The 16,245-nt window shown below is 69.0% G+C and carries 15 protein-coding genes and 1 pseudogene; 6 read left to right on the top strand and 10 right to left on the bottom strand.

Annotation, left to right across the window (positions count from 1 at the left end; translation table 11 throughout):
* Nucleotides 1-39: 39 nt before the first annotated feature.
* Entirely contained in the window at nt 40-249 is a 210-nt protein-coding gene (locus tag GUY59_RS08950) for a hypothetical protein (RefSeq protein WP_132329871.1), read from the bottom strand.
* A gap of 152 nt (nt 250-401) precedes the next feature.
* Between GUY59_RS08950 and GUY59_RS08945 the strand changes: the two genes are divergently transcribed.
* Together GUY59_RS08945 and GUY59_RS08940 are read left to right on the top strand one after the other, a co-directional pair.
* Nucleotides 402-3,245, top strand: coding sequence for an AAA family ATPase (locus GUY59_RS08945; RefSeq protein ID WP_138207492.1), 2,844 nt, complete (start codon nt 402-404; stop codon nt 3,243-3,245).
* 113 nt (nt 3,246-3,358) lie between these two features.
* Complete coding sequence (locus GUY59_RS08940) at nt 3,359-3,778, top strand: helix-turn-helix domain-containing protein (protein WP_201760642.1); 420 nt, start codon at nt 3,359-3,361, stop codon at nt 3,776-3,778.
* A gap of 79 nt (nt 3,779-3,857) precedes the next feature.
* On the opposite strand, the gene GUY59_RS08935 is transcribed toward GUY59_RS08940, so the two are convergent.
* From GUY59_RS08935 to GUY59_RS08920, 5 genes and pseudogenes are all read right to left on the bottom strand, one after another.
* Nucleotides 3,858-4,130 carry a hypothetical protein gene (locus tag GUY59_RS08935; RefSeq protein ID WP_138207488.1) on the bottom strand — a complete coding sequence of 91 codons (273 nt, stop codon included), beginning with the start codon at nt 4,128-4,130 and terminating at the stop codon, nt 3,858-3,860.
* A 19-nt stretch (nt 4,131-4,149) separates the two neighbouring features.
* Entirely contained in the window at nt 4,150-4,554 is a 405-nt protein-coding gene (locus GUY59_RS08930) for a scabin-related ADP-ribosyltransferase (protein WP_138207486.1), read from the bottom strand.
* Between the two features lie 955 nt (nt 4,555-5,509).
* Nucleotides 5,510-5,923 (bottom strand): annotated as a pseudogene (locus GUY59_RS51300) (WXG100 family type VII secretion target); the annotation flags it as partial.
* A gap of 3 nt (nt 5,924-5,926) precedes the next feature.
* Nucleotides 5,927-6,211, bottom strand: a complete 285-nt coding sequence (locus GUY59_RS08925) for a hypothetical protein (protein WP_138207484.1) — start codon at nt 6,209-6,211, stop codon at nt 5,927-5,929.
* Nucleotides 6,212-6,432: 221 nt separating this feature from the next.
* Nucleotides 6,433-9,324 carry an AfsR/SARP family transcriptional regulator gene (locus GUY59_RS08920; protein ID WP_138207482.1) on the bottom strand — a complete coding sequence of 964 codons (2,892 nt, stop codon included), beginning with the start codon at nt 9,322-9,324 and terminating at the stop codon, nt 6,433-6,435.
* A 167-nt stretch (nt 9,325-9,491) separates the two neighbouring features.
* On the opposite strand from GUY59_RS08920, the gene GUY59_RS08915 reads away from it, so the two are divergent.
* From GUY59_RS08915 to GUY59_RS08900, 4 genes are all read left to right on the top strand, one after another.
* The gene (locus tag GUY59_RS08915; RefSeq protein ID WP_138207480.1) at nt 9,492-9,890 is read left to right on the top strand and encodes a hypothetical protein; all 399 of its coding nucleotides are present in this window, start codon (nt 9,492-9,494) and stop codon (nt 9,888-9,890) included.
* Between the two features lie 172 nt (nt 9,891-10,062).
* On the top strand, nt 10,063-10,362 hold the full coding sequence (locus GUY59_RS08910) for a hypothetical protein (protein ID WP_138207478.1): 300 nt from the start codon (nt 10,063-10,065) through the stop codon (nt 10,360-10,362).
* Nucleotides 10,363-10,412: 50 nt separating this feature from the next.
* Nucleotides 10,413-10,838, top strand: a complete 426-nt coding sequence (locus tag GUY59_RS08905) for a hypothetical protein (RefSeq protein WP_138207476.1) — start codon at nt 10,413-10,415, stop codon at nt 10,836-10,838.
* A gap of 24 nt (nt 10,839-10,862) precedes the next feature.
* Nucleotides 10,863-11,255 carry a hypothetical protein gene (locus GUY59_RS08900; protein ID WP_138207474.1) on the top strand — a complete coding sequence of 131 codons (393 nt, stop codon included), beginning with the start codon at nt 10,863-10,865 and terminating at the stop codon, nt 11,253-11,255.
* 255 nt (nt 11,256-11,510) lie between these two features.
* On the opposite strand, the gene GUY59_RS08895 is transcribed toward GUY59_RS08900, so the two are convergent.
* The 4 genes from GUY59_RS08895 to GUY59_RS08875 all read right to left on the bottom strand — a co-directional run bounded on the left by GUY59_RS08895 (nt 11,511) and on the right by GUY59_RS08875 (nt 16,180).
* Nucleotides 11,511-12,926: an alpha/beta fold hydrolase gene (locus GUY59_RS08895; protein ID WP_161714461.1), complete on the bottom strand. Its 1,416-nt coding sequence runs from the start codon at nt 12,924-12,926 to the stop codon at nt 11,511-11,513.
* 678 nt (nt 12,927-13,604) lie between these two features.
* On the bottom strand, nt 13,605-13,838 hold the full coding sequence (locus GUY59_RS08890; RefSeq protein ID WP_138206120.1) for a hypothetical protein: 234 nt from the start codon (nt 13,836-13,838) through the stop codon (nt 13,605-13,607).
* 1,020 nt (nt 13,839-14,858) lie between these two features.
* Nucleotides 14,859-15,686, bottom strand: a complete 828-nt coding sequence (locus tag GUY59_RS08880; protein ID WP_161714460.1) for an alpha/beta fold hydrolase — start codon at nt 15,684-15,686, stop codon at nt 14,859-14,861.
* Nucleotides 15,687-15,694: 8 nt separating this feature from the next.
* Nucleotides 15,695-16,180, bottom strand: coding sequence for a DUF3224 domain-containing protein (locus GUY59_RS08875; RefSeq protein WP_138206117.1), 486 nt, complete (start codon nt 16,178-16,180; stop codon nt 15,695-15,697).
* Nucleotides 16,181-16,245 lie beyond the last annotated feature (65 nt).

Below are 16,245 nucleotides of genomic sequence, written 5' to 3'. Positions count from 1 at the left end.
GACGCCGCGAAGGTGTCCGCCCCGAGCTGTCCCAGCGGGTCAGCAGCCGATGGGGCCGGTGTCCCAGAGCTGCCGGTTGTAGGTGACGCAGCCGCCGAGGGCGCACACCTTGAACTTGGTGCAGTAACCGGCGGAGACGTCCTCGCCACCGACCCACACCTGCTGGCCGGCGTCGTAGGCGCCGGCCGGCTCGCCGGTCGCCTCGGCGGGGACGGTGCGTGCGATTCCCAGACCGAACGGAGAATTCATTTTTCTTTTCCCTTTCTTTGGGGCGGTGACTTAATAGTGCCGACGGCCGGGCGATGACAACAGTCACGAAAACACCTGACACCCGCGTGGTCAGGCAACCGCACAGGCAATAGAGTTGAAGATCGTTGATCTCGCGCAACCGGAGGTCGTACGTGGACGGTCGAGTCAAGCGGCTCGTAGGAAGGCATGCCGAGCTCTCGGCGCTCGACGGTGTGCTGAGAACGACTCTCGCCGGGCGTTTCCAGCTCCTGGCGGTGACCGGTGAACCCGGCGTGGGCAAGTCACGGTTACTGGATGAGGTGACGGCCAAGGCGGAGCAGCATGGCATGTGCGCGGCGAGGGGATTGGCTTCGGAGTACGAGTCCGACCTACCGCTCGCCCTGGTCGTCGACGCCCTCGACGAACGGCTGGCCGGCCTGCGTGAGGAGCTGGGCGAACGCCTCGACCGGCCGGCGATCTCCCTGCTGGCCTCCGTCTTCCCCTCTCTGGCCGGCGAACCGGCCGACGACGCGCAGCTGAGTCCCTTCACCCGCAACCGGTTCTACCGGGCCGTCAGGGGTGTACTGGAGGAGCTGGCCGCTCCCAGGGGTCTGGCCCTGGTGCTCGACGACGTGCACTGGGCCGACGAGGCGTCGGCGGAGCTGCTCGGTTATCTGATCCGCCATCCGCCCGACGGCAGCGTGCTCATGGCGCTGGCCTACCGTCCCGCACAGGCCCCCGCCCACCTGGCCAAACTGGTGCAGCCCGGCAAGCACGCCCACCGGCTGACGGTGGATCCGCTGAGCCGTACCGAAGTGGAGGAATTTCTCGGCCCGGCGGCCGGTCCCGCCCGATCACAGGCGTTGTACGAGGTCAGCGGCGGCAACCCGTTCTATCTGGAGGTCCTGGCCGACCTGGGTTCGCCGGTCATGGCCGAGGCGATGCCGGGCGGTCTGCCCGCCGACCTGCGTAGCGCGCTCAGGCTCGAACTCGACGCGCTGCCGCCCGACGCGCTGCTGGTGGCCCACGGCGCGGCGGTCGCGGGCGAGGAGTTCGATCTGCCGATCCTGGAGGTGGCCGCTGCGCTGCCGGAAGAGGCCGTCGCCGAGAGCATGGACCGGCTGGCCGCTCGCGACGTCATCCGCCCGGCCAGGTCGGCGAGTCGCTTCCGCTTCCGCCATCCCCTCGTCAGGAGCGCGGTCTACGACTCGGCAGGCGCCGGCTGGCGGGTGCGGGCGCACGGGCGCATCGCCGCGTACCTGGCCGAGATAGGCGCGCCGGCGTCGCTGCGCGCCCACCACCTGGTGCAGTCGGCCCGGCCGGGCGACGGCGGCGCAATCCGGACACTGAAGTCGGCGGCGCAGTCGGCGGAGGAACACGCTCCCGCCACAGCCGCGCGCTGGCTGCAGGCGGTGCTGCGCCTGATGCCGGAGGAGGAGCCGGACCGGGTGAAGGTCCTCATGGAACTGGCCAGGCTCCAGGCGATCAGTGGCCAACTGCACGAGGGCAGGAGCACGGCGCAGCAGGCGCTGCGGTTGCTGCCCGACTCCGATCATGCGCGACGGGCATCGGTGGTCCGGCGCTCGGCCATGATGGATCGGATGCTCGGCCGGCCGGCCGAGGGGCTGGCCCTGCTCATGGCGGAGCTCAGCCGCATGCCGCATCCCCTGCTGCGCGCGGCGGTGCCCCTGCGGCTGCGGCTCGTCGGTGACAACCTCATGCGCGGCGACGTCCAGGCCGCTCAGCACTACCTGGACCTCATCCCGGAGATCCCCGTGGAGGAGGAGCCGGGCATGGCCGTGGCCGTGGCCGCGCTGCGGCCCATAGCGGCCTACTCGGCCGGGCGGGCGGAAGACGCGCTCTTCCACATCGAGGCCGCGGAGCGCCTGGCCGGCAAGAGCTCCGACGAGCACCTGGCCGAATGGATCGACGCCTTGTCCTGGTTCTGCTGGGCACAGACGTTGCTGGGCCGCCAGAAGCCGGCGCTGCACTGGTTCTCGCGCGCTGTCGCCGTGGCCCGATCGACGGGCCAGACCTACATCCTGCCGAATCTGCTGGCCGGGCACGCTCGGACGCTCTGGCAGGCCGGCGAGCTCTCGGCGGCGGAGATGGCGGCCGACGAGGCGACAGAGACAGGCAGATCGCTGTCTTCGGTGCAGTTGCTGACCTTCGGGCTGACGGAGCGCTGCCTGGTGGCCTCCTGGTCGGGACGGCACGAGGAGGCCCTGCGACACGCCGAGGAAGCGATGCAGGTGTGCGCGGGCAGAGCGGAATCGTGGGCGGCCACCGCCCGCTACGCCGGCGCACGGGCGCTGATCAACTCAGGCGAGGTGAGCGCGGGTGCGCAGGCGCTCGCGGAGGTCTGTACACCGTCCGCCAGGAATCTCCTCGACCGGGCCACGCTGCTGGCCTGCTACGAGACCATGGCCTTCGCGGAGATGGCCCAGGAGCGAGGCGAGCAGGCCACGCTGTGGGCCCAGCGCGCCACCCGCCTCGCCCCGTTCGCCTTACCCGCCTCCCAGGCAACGGCCCGGCTGAGCAGGGCCCACGCGCTGCGCCTCGACGAGCCCGCCGCCGCGGCCGAGCAGGCCGCACGCGCAGCCGAGGAGTTCACCCATGCCGGGCACTGGGTCGACGCCGGGCGCGCGTGGCTGGGCGCGGGCGTCGCCTTCACCGCCGCGAACGCGCGCGGTCCCGCGCGTACGGCCCTGCAGCGAGCAGCGGAGATCTTCATCCGATGCGGGGCCAAGCACCTGCTGGCCGAAACCGTCCGGGAGCAACGAAGGAGCGGGGTGCGGGTGCCGTCGTCACCGGGCCGCGCGGCAGGGCCGTTCGGGCTCTCGCGCCGCGAGATGGACGTGGCCGAGTTGGCGGGCGAGGGCAGCAGCAACAAGCAGATCGCCCGGCAACTGTCGATCAGCATCCACACGGTCGAGACCCACCTGTCGCACATCTTCACCAAACTGGGCGTCACTTCCCGTATCGGGATGAGGAACGCTCTCGATGGCTGGATCTGACCACGAAGAACCCTGATGCGGCGGATCGCGGGGAATCAAGGTTTACCGCGATGTTCGCGTGGCCCCTCGTACCTCATGCTGAGCAGGTCCGTCACAGAGCTTGGGGTGCCTACATGACGATCGTCTCTGTTGTCTCGCCATCGCCGATTCTCACGCGCGGTCTGTCGGAGGTGCTCCATGAGGAGGGCATCGACGCCGCCACCATCACACCCGTCCTCGTACTGGTGGCCGGCGGGCAGCACGGCGGCCTGGTCGAGAGGGTCGTGGGAGTGATCCAAGAGGTGGTGGAGGACGATCCACCCCTGCGTCATCCCGATCTGTCCATCAGGGAGAACGAGGTTCTCCAGCGGATCGCCGACGGCCTGACCCAGCAGCAGATCGCGCAGAGCCTGGGCATCAGCCGGCACACCGTCGACACCTACCTGCGCCGGATCAGGACCAAGCTGGGGCTGGGCAACAAGGCCGAACTCACCAGGGCGGCCGTGCTCGGCCATCGTGCTGAGCCGACACTGAGGGAGGGCCGGAGCGTCTGAAGCGCCGAGCGCGCCGGCCCGCATCGCGAACCGGGCCCCGCCGTCGCCCGGCCACGGCTGCCCGGCGCGCACGTTCCCCTCACTCACGACCTGAGACAACACCCCGCTCGCCGGTGTCCTGCTCATAGGCTGCCAACGCCGGCTCGCCGCCTTCGCGCAGTTCGAAGAGCACGCCGCCGTCCCCCGGATGGCCCTGCCGGTGATCGAAGCCACCGAAATAAATCTGGTCCGGTACGCCGCCGGGAAATGCCTCGCAGAACGGCAGGGCCCGGTCGAGCGACGTCGTCCCCGCCGGGTTGGGCCGCTTCCTGATCCGGGAACACGCGTCGCAGATGGCCGGCCGTAGCCGCATATCCTCTCCCCTGCCTTCTCTATGGCGGTTCGTAGTCGGGGTTGTCGTGCCACGGACCATATTTCGGCGCGGCCTCACCGTTCCCGACCGCTTCCTCGTTCAGCATCACCCGGAATCTCCGCACGTGCTTGTAGGGGAAACCGCCAGGGATGGCGACCTCCTGCTGGTGCCCGCCGTACAGTTCGCTGCCGACGGTCCGGTCCGCGTCGATGCCGCCCTCCAGGTCGAGCTCGTACTGGAATCTCCCACGCCAGGGCATCGCGGGATTGCGGCTGGTCGACACGAAGGCCCTGTTGCCCGCGCCGAGATGCTGGTCGAGGTCGGCGTCGTGGATGTCCTTCGCCAGGAAACCGGTCTCCTTCAACTGGTCCGGGCCACGGTTGTCCACCCGGTAGAGCGGCTCCCGTGTCTCCCGTATCACCACGTTGTCGACATGGCGCCCCAGATTGTCGTGAAGGTGCGTCGGGCATCGGCCCGCCGCCTTCGTGCCGCACGGAACCGGATACCGGGGAGGACACGGCAGTGGGAGGGCTGGTCGAGCTTGGTGTGGTGGACTCCCGGGATGCTGAGGGATGGGACTGACTCGGTACGGACCCGGCCGATGGGGCCGGCGTCGGGTTGGACTCCGGCGTCGGCGCTCCGGCGGGTGGCAGAGGCGACTCGGCCGCAGGAGTGGAGTCGGCGACCCCGGAAGGTCCGGGACAGGGCGGCGCAGGAGCAGAGCCGACCATCCCGGAAGATCCGGGAACGGGCGGCGCAGGAGAGCCGGCGGCCCCGGGATTGGGCACGGCGGCGGGGCTCGCGGTTCCGGACAGCCCGGAAGGAGGTTCGGCGGTCCCTGAAGGGTCGGAAGGAACCCCTGAAGGGGAGCCGGCGGAACCCGGAGAACCAGTCGACGGCGCGGTGGGGGTCGGGCCGGCGTCGAACGGGGTGATCAGCTCGCGGATGCCCGTAGCCGTACCGATGACGGATTGGGAGACGCCCGCACGTGCCATGTCCTCGAGCGAGACGGGCTCCCCCGTGATGAAGCCCATCACCGCGGCCGCCGCGGCGCCACCGGTGGCGCCGCCGAACGCGTTGTGGCCGGCGGCTCGCAGCAGCAACATCCGGCCGGCGTCGGCGATGCCGGTCGTCCCGGGCGCGCCCTTGCGGTTCAGGGCGCCCTGGGTGAGGCTCTGCACGATCGACTCCATGGCCTCCTGGAAACCCTCGATGGCCGCCTTGCCGAGGTCGATGCGGTCCCGGTTGCCCTGGAACGCCTGTACGCCCTGGACCGCCACGGACAGGCCGGCCCCGGTCGCGAAGTCGACGGCGACGTACCGCAGCAAGGACTGCAGCAGTTGCCGGTAGATGAGCGTGATCCGCATCCGCTGCTGAGCCAGCCGGGCCGCGACCGCGGCCGCGGTGATCCCGCCGGTCCAGAGCGCGGTCACGAGCCGCGCGATCGAGACGACCACCACGGCGAGCGTGGCGAGGATCATCATCTGGGCGTATTCGATCTCGGTGGCGGCGTCCTTGAACTGTGCGCCCATGGCCCGGCAGAGCTGTTCGAGCCGGGCGGCCGACTCGCGCAGCTCGCTCGCGCGGCCCGCAAACGCCTCGGACGAGTCGCCGGTGTTGTGGGAACTGACCTGGCCGAGCACCTCGTCCAGGTGGGGAAGGAGCGCCGCCACGTCGTCCGCCGCGCGCAGCCACGCGTCGCCGAGGCGGCGCATGGCCTCGATGTCGACATCCGGCCACTTGCAGCCGCCGAGCCATCCGGCCGCCCACTCGGCCCAGGAGGGGAACTCCACGGGTCAGGCCTTCATACCGCCGTCGGTCTCCGCCGCGAGGCGACCCGTGGCCTCGACGTCGTCCGCAGTGCCGGACAGTTGCGTGACCACCTGGGAGAAGAGGTCCATCGTGATCTCGCCGTTGGGCTCGAGTGACTCCGCGAGCTGCCTGCCCGCCTCGTCGTCGCGTTCCCAGCCCTCGTCGGCGGCGATCTCCCTCGCGAGCACCGCCCTGATCGTGTCGAGCTCCCCGGCCAGGGCGCGCAGCCGCGCGCCGTCGCCGGACAACCCTTCAGGCTGCACTTGCATGCGCCTGACGTTCACATTCCGCCTTTCCTGGGTACGTTACGGCGCCGATCCGGTGTTGCGAGACCTGGTCGGCCGGACATCATGTCAACGGGTGGCGATGTAACGGGAACGCACTTTCGGATCGCGGCATCAGGCCATCGTACTGACGCCACTTCGCGATGCAGGGACGCATCAAAAAACGTCGAAACGTGGCCCACGCCGACGGCGTCGCCGCATCACGCCTACATGTTCCTGCTGATGACTTCCGGCGTGTCCGGGTCGTCGCTGGTCTCGATGGTGCGCCGTTCGTCCGCGCTGATCAGGTCGAGCCGGTCGAGGATGGCGGCGCATCTGCCGCGGCACAACCTCGCCTGGTCGCGCTCGCCCAGGTCGTGGTGGGCCTGACCGAGCCCCCACCAGTGCTCGGCTGCGAGCGGCGTCTCCAGCATGTTCGCCGTACGGTCGGCGTCGAGGGCCGCGAGGTAGCGCTCAACGGCGGCCACGGGCGCCCCCGTCATGCGGTCGGCCTCGGCGAGATGGCCCAAGGCTGCCGCCACTCCGATCGTGTTCCCGACCTCTTCGGCGATGGCCAGCGACTCGGTGTGGGCTTTGACGGCATGGGCGAGCCGCCCGGCCTTCTGGTGGACGTTGCCGAGGTTTGTGAGCGTGACACCCTCGATGGACCGGTTGCCCTGTTTCCGGTCGTGTTCAAGGGCCTGGAGGAACGAGGCTGTGGACTCTTCGAAGCGGCCCAGCTTGCTGTAGGCGATGCCGAGGAGGTTGAGCTGGCCCGACTCGTCCCACAGATCGCCGATCTCCCGGTAGGCCACCAGCGCCGCCTTCAGGTGGGTGACGCCCTCCGCCGGGTCGCCGAACCGGGTCATTGCCCCGCCAAGGTCACTGTGCGCGACCGCCTGATAGCGAAGATCATCTGCACGAGCGGCGGCCTCGACGGCCAGCCGCCCGATGGCGATCTGCTCCCGCCAGCGTCCGCGCAGGTAGAGCGGCGTGTAGAGGGCGGTGGCCAGGGCGACCGTCAGTTCGGGGGTGGTTGCCTGGCCCACGATGGCGGGCAGATTCCGCGCCTCGGCGTCGACCCAGGCGTAGACATCGTCCGCGCTCTCCAGGGCCAGGCCGGCCTGGTCCGTCTCCGGGCCGAGGCCGAGCAGCCGCGTCCGTCGCGTGGCGGCGACCGCCTTGGTGGCCGTGCGGGCGGTGGCGAGATACCACAGCAGCACCCGTTCCACGGCCTGCCGGCTCTCCTGCTCGCTCTCCTCCTCCAGCACGATCTCGCGGGCGAACAACCGGAGCAGGTCGTGCATGCCGTACCGGCCGGGGCCGCGCGGCTCGGCCAGCTGGGCGTCGGCGAGCCGGTCGAGGAGGGTTTCGACGTACGCGACCGGCACGTGGGCGAGCGCGGCGGCCGCGGCAACCCCCAGGTCCGCGGTGTCCAGGAGGCTCGCCAGGCGGAACATGCGCGCCGTCACGTAGTCGAGATCCCGGTAGCTGGGCATGAAGCTCGTACGGACGGCGCGGTCGTCGATCTCCAGCTCCGACAGGCGGTTCTCCTCGGCGGCCAGCCGGTCGGCGAGGGTGCGCACCTTCCAGCCGGGGCGACCGGTCAGGCGGGCGGCGGCGATGCGGATGGCCAGGGGCAGACGGCCGCACCGGCGTACGACTTCGGCGGCGGCCTCGGGCTCGGCGTCCATCCTGGCTGCGCCGAGCAGCCGGGCGAGCAGCGCGAGCGCGTCGTCCTCCGGCAGGACGTCGAGCCGCTCGTGGACGGCGCCGTCCAGGGTGGCGAGCACCTTCCTGCTGGTGACCAGCACCCCGCAGGTCGGGCTGGCGGGCAGCAACGGCCGCACCTGGGCGGCGTCGACGGCGTTGTCGAGGACCAGCAACATCCGCCTGCCCTCGGTGAGGGTGCGCAGCCGCGCCGCCGCCTCGTCCGCGTCGGCCGGTACGCCGGAGCTGCCGGCGCCGAGGGACCGCAGCACCCGGCTGAGCGCCTCGATCGGTTCGAGTGCCTGGACCCCGGGGGTGGAGCCGTGCAGGTCGACGTAGAGCCGGCCGTCGCCGTAGTGGTCCGCGACCTGGTGCGCGACGTGCACGGCGAGGGCGGACTTGCCGATTCCGCCCGACCCGGCGACGGCGCAGACGGCGGCGGAGCGGCGGGCGTCGTCGTCCGTCAGGGCCGCGCACAGCCGCGCGGCCTCCGCCGTACGGCCGGTGAAAGCCTCCATGTCGGCGGGGAGCTCGGCCGGCACGGAGGCCTGGACCGCTTTCGCCACCGGTACGCCGGCCTTGTCCGCCCTGGTTTCCGGCTCCTTCCGTTCCGCGACCGGGTCGCCGCGCAGCACGGCCTGATGCAGCTCCCGCAGCTCCGGCCCCGGTTCGAGTCCCAGCTCGTCCACGAGGGCCTGCCGGGTCCGCTGGTAGGCACGCAGCGCCTCCGCCTGCCGCCCCGCCCGGTACAGCGCGATCATGAGCTGTGCCGTGAACCGCTCCCGCGTGGGATGGTCGGCGATGAGCGCGTGCAGTTCGGGGATCACGTCGGCGTTCCGGCCGAGGGAGAGATCGGCGGCCAGCCGCTCGTGGAGTGCCTCCAGCCGCAGCTCCTCCAGCCGGGCCGACTCCTCGCCGAGCGGCGGGCAGTCCGTCAGCCCCGCGTAGGCCGGGTCACGCCACAGATCGAGCCCTGCACGCAGCAGGGAGGCCGCGCCGGCGACGTCCTCTTCCTCCATGGCCCGCCTGCCGCGCGCCAGGAACTCCTCGAAGCGCTGCGAGTCCAGCTCGCCCGGATGTACGGCGAGCAGGTAGCCGTGCCTGGTAGACATGAGCCGCTCCGGCCCGAAGGCCTGCCGAAGGTTGTGCACGTAGAGCCGGATGCTGACCTTCGAGGACGAAGGGGGCGCGCCGTCCCACCACAACGCGTCGAGCAGCCGGGACGACGGTACGGGCCGATTCGCTGACCGGAGCAGCAGCCCGAGGAGCATCCGTTGTTTACGCGACCCGATGTCCACGGGTTCGGTGTCGATGGGGCCGACGCGGGCGACACCGGCGTCAGCCGGACCGTTCCGCGCCGGGACCATGACCTCGAGCCGGCCGAGGACGCTGAAGGCCAGCTCAGCCACAGGCGGCGCCTTCGACGACGGCGAGTCTGACCGTCCCCGTTAACCCTCGGCCCATACGTCCGGTCATACGCCGACACTAACACCCGTACGCCATTGTGAGCCTGATCCTTGAAGGGCAGGCCCCATCAAGAATTATCCAGCACTCGACCAGTCGAAAGAGAGACGACGTGAAGCTCGCTGCCAAGCAGGCGCTCATCATTCCCGCGGCGATTATGACAATGGCACTGGCGGGTGCCGTCCCGGCCAGTGCGGCCACCCCTGGCGGCACCGGCGCACAGGCCCCGCAGGAAGGGCCTTCGACGCTTGGCGAACTGTCGATTCCTTGCGGCAAGCCCCCCATAGCGGGGAGAGCTAATTTCTCCTACAATCCCGGATCGGCCTCGGTCACGGTGTACTACAACAACCACTGCAATCATGCGGTGCCGGTCCAGGTGCTCGCCTTCAGCGGAAGCGAGGACCAGTACACCTGCATCCTGGCGCCTCCTCACACAAAGAGCAGCAAGAAGGTCAGCTACGGCTTGGCCGGCAGCTTCCAATGGCTCAAGAAGGGCTGTAACCGCCCCTAGAGGAGTAGGCCCCGGTGTTCCTCCGACAGAGGAGCTCGCGGGCGTCACAAGAAACTCGCGAGCCGGAAATCCAAGAAATTCACCTTCGTCTGCTGAGAGCCGCCCGCTGGCCGTCGGCCACAGTGCTGAGCCTGCAGCGGGCTTGACGAAACACGCCGAAAGGACGACCGACGTGATGAGACGACTCGCCGCCGCAACCTGTGTGGCGTTCGGACTGATGACCGTCACCGCCGCTCCCGCCATGGCCGCGAAGGGCCGCCTGGTCCTGCGCGGTGCCGAGACGACTTCGGTGCTGACCGACCCCGGTCCGGGCTGTTACCGCTCCACCGTTCCCTTCACCACCGTGGCCAACGACACCGATACGGCCGTCACCGTCCACAGCGGGCCCGGCTGCGCCGGCCCTTCGCTGGTGGTTCCGCCGGGGCGCACCACAGCGGTCGGTGAGCGTCTCAGCGTCTCCGTTCCTTCCTGATCGCGAAGCGGCTCGTCCACAACGGCCGATCATCCTCGGAGGGTTTCGTCATGAGCAGGAAACTCAGAACGGCAAGCGTCCTCACGGCCGCCTGCCTCACCGCCTCCGGTGTCGGCGCCCTGCCGGCATCCGCAGCGGCGGCGGCCACGGGGTCGTGCAAGACGTACCCGGCCGGCGGCCCGTCCGCGGCCCCCGGTCAGCCGCCCGAGAAGGTGTACGCCCACATCAGCGCCACCTGCAAGAACGTCTACGGCGTGAAGCTGGAGATGACGCTCTACCGGAACGGCAAGAAAGTGGGCTCCAAGCAGATCTGCCAGGACGGCCCGGACAAGTTCCCGTCCAACATGACGTGCGAGGTGAATCTGCGGGTCAACAGGCCGAAGACCAGCAACTGGAAGATCAAGGGAAAGATCACCTACATCTACAACTTCGTTGTTCGCGAATCGCGCTCGATCAGCAAGTCGTTCAGGGCCTAGGAGGCCGGCATGACCAGACATCGGATGGGCGTCGTCGCGCGCCTCAGCACCGTCACCGCTGCCGTCAGCCTGGGCGCGGCCGCCGGTCTCGCCTCGCCGGCCGGAGCGGCGGCCATGGACAAACCGCCTCCTGGCTGCACGGTCGCCGTGAAGACCATGGAGAACCACTCCGTCGGGATGCGCACGATGGTCGGCCGGGCGACCGTCAAGTGCAAGTCGATGCTCCGTCCGCAGATCTCGCTCAGCCTGCACTATCGCGACAAGGTCAAAGCGAAAGGCCGCAAGGACTGCGGGAAGGACCTCAAATGTGTCGCCTGGACCGACACCGTTTTCCGGGCCCAAGGTGGTAACGACTGGTGCACCCTGGCCGTCGTCAACTGGGGAGGCTCCGAAACCATGAAATGGGATTGCCTCTGACCGCGTTCGCTTGGTCAGGTCGAGCGGTCGAGGTCGACGCCTGGTTCAGCGCCGCCGCACAGCTTGTCGTAGCGCAAAGCCGCATGGACGGGCAATCCACGGAGAACGCGAGGCGACGTATCTCCCCGTGGGACTGCGGTTCAGGACGCGCGGGTCGGATTCGGCGTGGGTCGACACCTGCCGGACCGATGGAGCAACGGGTGGCCGACGTCAGACCGACCGTCGGCCACCCGCCGTCTACTGCTTCGCGGCTTCCTACTCCGCCGGGCAGCGGGTGCCCTTCGCGGGCACCTGCAGCGAGATCAGGTACTTGTCCATCGCCGTTGTGATGCAGTCGGTCCTGCCGTAGATGCCGTGGCCCCAGCCCTCGTAGCTGAGCAGCGTGGCCTTGGAGCCGAGCTGGCGGGCCACGTTGGCCGACCACGCGTACGGCGTGGAGGGGTCGTGCCTGGAGGCGCCGACCAGCAGCGGAGCGCTGCCCTTGTACCGCAGGCGGTGCTGCGGGTTGTTGACCGGGTGACCCTGGCATCGCGGCATGTCGCCCATCGGCATCGGGTTGTACCGCATGTCCGGGGCCACCGCGTTCGCGCCGCGCATCACGTCGGCGTACGCCTTGTAGTTGCGCAGCTTGAGGTTGTAGTCCTCGCAGAGGATCGCGGTGGGGAACTCGGCGTGCTCACCGCTGGCAGGTCCGTTGCCGGGAGGCCCCGGCATGTCGTCGGGCACCGGCCCGCCGGCCAGGGCGAGCAACACCTTGGCCTCCATCGGCCAGTCCGGCCCCTCGTTCATCACCACGCCCAGCCAGAGGAGGTTGTGGGCGCTCACCGGCTTGTCGGTGTGGCCCGGCCAGTACAGCTCGCCGCGGTCCGCCTTCGCCAGCAGTCCCTTCCACAGGGCCCGGACGTCGCGCCCGTGCAGGACGCATTCGGTGTCACGCTTGCACCAGGCGACGAACTCGTCGAAGCCGTCCTGGACCGCGGCCGCCTCGCTGACCTGGAACGCCTTGGCGTCCAGGCTGTGGTCCATGTTGCTGTCCAGCACCATGGCCCGGACCCGGTTCGGGAACAGCTCGGCGTACATCTGCTGGGCGAGCGTGCCGTAGGAGACGCCGTACGAGGTCAGCTTGTCATCGCCGAGCGCGGCGCGGATGGCGTCCATGTCACGGGCCACGTTGGCCGAGTCGATGTGGTCGTACAGGGGGCCGGTGAGCTTGCGGCAGTCCGCGCGCAACTCCTCGTTGAAGGCGATCCACTTGTCGTAGTCGGCCTGGCTCGTCATGACCTCGTACGGGATCTTGTTGTACACCGACGCCGAGCAGGTCACCGCTCCGCTGCGGGCGACGCCCCGGGGGTCGTAGCTGACGATGTCGAACCGCCGCTGCACCTCCTCACTGAACCCCGAAGGGCGAAGGATGTCGTTCACGCCGGAGTTGCCGGGCCCGCCCGGGTTGGTCAGCAGGGATCCGATCCGCGCGGAGGGGTCAGTGGCCTTACGCCGGGCCAGGGTAAGGTCGACGGTGGGTCCGTCCGGCTTCGACCAGTCGATCGGCACGGTCAGCTTGCCACACTCGACGGTGGGCTCCTCCTCGCACGGCTTCCACGTGATGCCGCGTTTGCCGACGGCATCCGTGACGCCCTTTCCGGCTACGGCCGCGTTGCCCACCCCAGCCATCGGGGCGGATAAAAGGGCCGCCGTCACCACAAGGCCGGTGGCGAGCGTGGATAGTCTTCTCCGCACACTTCTCCAATCGTCGATCGGCAGACCGGGTCGCGCACACGGGCACGACCGGCCTCCCCCTCGCGCGCCTGCCAGCCGCCATGGGGCGGGAACAGAGGCTCGTCGAAGGTCGGACCTGCAGGCTGTCGAGACGTTCCCAACGCAGCGGGATCGTGGATGCCTGCCTCATTTGATCTTTCAGCCCTCGAATATAACAGGGCCAAAGCCTCCTTTTACCCCTGGTCTCACATCGCATCGGCCGACGGAGCTGGGGTGAGGTGGAAAGCAATTGGTACTCGAAACAGCGGGATGGCCTCTCTGACCTCGGGCTCCCCAGGCATGATAGGCAAGCTTCCAGAGGAGGAGTGATCGCCACAAAGGCCAAGGATCACTCGCTTTCGGACAGGTGTCCCGGCCCAGGGCCCCGGCAAAGTCGGCTGAGCATCTCCTGAGCATGTGAGCCCCAGGATCGACAGGACCCGGGTAGCGTCCCGGCCGAGGCAACGGATCGTCTTGGCCAGGTTGCAAAAGGATCTTTCATACACTTGAGTCGAGGGCGGTCTCGCCGTCCGGAGTGGGTTCCTTGGGCACCGGGTCGTCCAAGGAGCGGGCCTTCGCCCATGACCGGCGGAGCTACGCGCCGTCGCGCAGCGCTCGGATCGCCACGAGCGCCTCGTCCCGGTTTCCCGCCGACTTCATCCACGCGGGCAGCCGCTTCAGCGGGCTCCGTGATCCCGCGGGCCGGGGCCGCTCACACAACGTCACGGCCACGTACGCCTCCAGAAACTCCAGATGAGCGACGTTGTACACCCACAACAACCCCGACCACGGCCCGCGCGGCGACAATCGGGGCCGAATCAAATACACGAAACATTTACTAATCTCGGTCACTCGTGTTCAATATGCCATGTCGATGCCTCAATCTCCTTGATGATCGGAGTGACCCGTGAAGTACAGAGGAATGGCGCTGCGCACAGCGGCGATCTGCATCGCCGCAGTCTCCGCACTCAGCGCGATAAGCGCCCCCGCATCCGCCGACTGCCGCGGCGGAGGGCACTACTGCTATCACTCGATCGGCCGCTGATCACACGGCTGCTCGCAGGACAGTTCCCTAGGTCGGAGAATCGGGCGCCGCGCACCGGCAGGGTGGGTGAGCAGGAAAAACCGGTCTGACCAGGAACATCGGGTGGGGAGCCGGCGAGGTGGCACAGTCCGGCGGTGAAACTCGGGGGTTGTCTTCCCCGATTGCCGATCGGTCTTCCTTTCCCGACGGCCATGACCGGACGCCAAGGTGCGTTTCCAGCTCTCCGCCCGTCGAATTTCAGATGCAGAGCTCATTCGCCTTCCGGCTGACGGAAATATCCTTGACATGGCTCTGCAAGCACTGAGCCGCACACTTATAAGTGTATGTGTCAGTGCTTTTACCGTGGGCCACCGAGCTCGCAGCGACGTTCACTTGTGCCGCTCTTACGCGCGTCCAGCTCCAGCACCGCAGGCCCGGTCGCGGAGGGACTGCGTTCCTCCAGGACGCGGGCGATCTCGTAACGGGTCGCGATCGTCCGCGGGGTGCGCCGGCCAGAGCACGATCATCTGGCCGGCGGTCCACGCCTGGGACGGGTCGAACAGTAGGCCGGCATTACCACGAGCCCTCCTGCCCGCTGACGGTGTGCTTGCCTCTGCGACACATGGATGTCGACGGTCGCTGGATCGGCTCAGCGGCGGAACCGGTAGCGGATGTGGGTGGCCTCCGGCGTGTCGATCACACGTACGATCTGCAATTCCACGCGCGACGGCAACACCTCGAACAGCCGCCGGCCACCGCCGAACAACACCGGGGTGAGACGAGATGGCGGCGGGCGATGTTGCCGGTCGCGCCAGTGACGAGAATCATGGGCGGCTTCTTGTTGCGGTGGTGTGTTGGATGGTATTTCGGAGGATCTGCGCTGTCGCTTCGGGTTCGACGGCGTAGGGCATGTGGCCACCGGGCAGGTCGATCAGGGTGGTCCCCGCCTGGTCGGCGACCCAGCGGGAAGTGCGGCGCAATGGAGGCGCCGGGTCGCCGGGGCAGGCCAGCACGTGCACCGTGACGGTGGAGGAGGCAAGGGCGGAGGCGAGCGTGCCCGGCGTGGGCAGTGAGGCGATCACGCCGGGCGCGTCGGTGCCGAAGAACGCCTCACCGTTGGCGATCACGCGTTCGCGCTGCTGGGGAGTGAGCCGGTCGAAGTTGTCGCCGAGCGTCTGACGGGCGTGCTCTTCCATCGCTGCGCGCGGATGGGACAGGTCGCGGGGGAGGGGCGGCGGTCCGCCTCCCTCCAGCACGGAGAACAGCGGCGGCTCGTGGACGAGCGCCGTGGTGAGCAGTTCGGGGCGGCGTGAGAGCAGGTCCATCGCGATGAACGCGCCCAGGCTGCCGCCCCATACGGCCGCTGGGCCCGCGCCGAGGGATTCGATGAGCGCGGCGAGGTCGTTGGTGTGCCGGCTGATCGTGCTCGGCGAACGGTCATCGGATGACAGGCTGCTGCGGAAGTATCCGCGGCGGTCGTAGGTCACGGTGGTGTACGTGTCGGCCAGCAGGGACGCGATCGTCTCGAAGTGAGTGGCGTCCACCCCGCCGCCGGGCACGAAGACCAGCACGGGACCGCTCCCGCGGACCTCGTGATAGATCCGTGCACCGCCGGTCTGGAGGTGTCCGGTACGGAAGTGGTCCGCTGCCATTCGCGGGCTCATTGGCCGAACCAGTGCGTGAAGGTGTCCTCGGCCCGCCAGGTGCCATCCGGCTCCAGCCGGACGGTGAAGGCGCCGCGTCCGCGCAGCCCGGCCAGCTCGCCGGTGCCGGAGCCCGGCACCACCGTCCAGTAACCCTGTGCCGACCCGGGCCGTTCCCCGAAGCCGTAACAGGTCAGTACGAAACTGCCTGAGCGGCCATCGACCGAGCCGACGATGCGCTCGACCCCGGTGACGATCTGTGAGCCGTCGGGCTGGACGACGCGGACGTGGTCGGCGTGCCCAACGCCGACGATTCCCCCGCTGAACTGCTCCGTCATCAGCGTCGCGAACACTGCGGGGCCGCCCTCGACCTGCGGGCCGATGTCCAGCTTGTCCATGCTGAGCACCTGTACGGAGCTGGCGTGCGTGACGGCGTGCGCCGGCGGGTGCTCTTCCTCGTATGTGGTGGGGCCTTCGGTCAGCCCACCCCAGGCGAAGGTCATGGGATCCTTCCCTTCCGATGAATCCTCGACAGTCGATGTCAAACCAAACTGTTCAGTTTGATAGA

It is taken from the genome of Nonomuraea sp. K271, assembly GCF_009908215.1.
Lineage (GTDB): Bacteria > Actinomycetota > Actinomycetes > Streptosporangiales > Streptosporangiaceae > Nonomuraea > Nonomuraea longispora.
Note: the sequence above shows the minus strand (reverse complement) of the source record. Positions and strands in the feature narration are given on the sequence as shown.

What these genes read in the sequence shown, in the direction of transcription:
- GUY59_RS08950 (WP_132329871.1), bottom strand. Translation starts at nt 249, where the DNA reads ATGAATTCTCCGTTCGGTCTGGGAATCGCACGCACCGTCCCCGCCGAG.
- GUY59_RS08875 (WP_138206117.1), bottom strand. Translation starts at nt 16,180, where the DNA reads ATGACCTTCGCCTGGGGTGGGCTGACCGAAGGCCCCACCACATACGAG.
- GUY59_RS08940 (WP_201760642.1), top strand. Translation starts at nt 3,359, where the DNA reads ATGACGATCGTCTCTGTTGTCTCGCCATCGCCGATTCTCACGCGCGGT.
- GUY59_RS08880 (WP_161714460.1), bottom strand. Translation starts at nt 15,686, where the DNA reads ATGGCAGCGGACCACTTCCGTACCGGACACCTCCAGACCGGCGGTGCA.
- GUY59_RS08905 (WP_138207476.1), top strand. Translation starts at nt 10,413, where the DNA reads ATGAGCAGGAAACTCAGAACGGCAAGCGTCCTCACGGCCGCCTGCCTC.
- GUY59_RS08925 (WP_138207484.1), bottom strand. Translation starts at nt 6,211, where the DNA reads ATGCAAGTGCAGCCTGAAGGGTTGTCCGGCGACGGCGCGCGGCTGCGC.
- GUY59_RS08935 (WP_138207488.1), bottom strand. Translation starts at nt 4,130, where the DNA reads ATGCGGCTACGGCCGGCCATCTGCGACGCGTGTTCCCGGATCAGGAAG.
- GUY59_RS08895 (WP_161714461.1), bottom strand. Translation starts at nt 12,926, where the DNA reads ATGGCTGGGGTGGGCAACGCGGCCGTAGCCGGAAAGGGCGTCACGGAT.
- GUY59_RS08900 (WP_138207474.1), top strand. Translation starts at nt 10,863, where the DNA reads ATGGGCGTCGTCGCGCGCCTCAGCACCGTCACCGCTGCCGTCAGCCTG.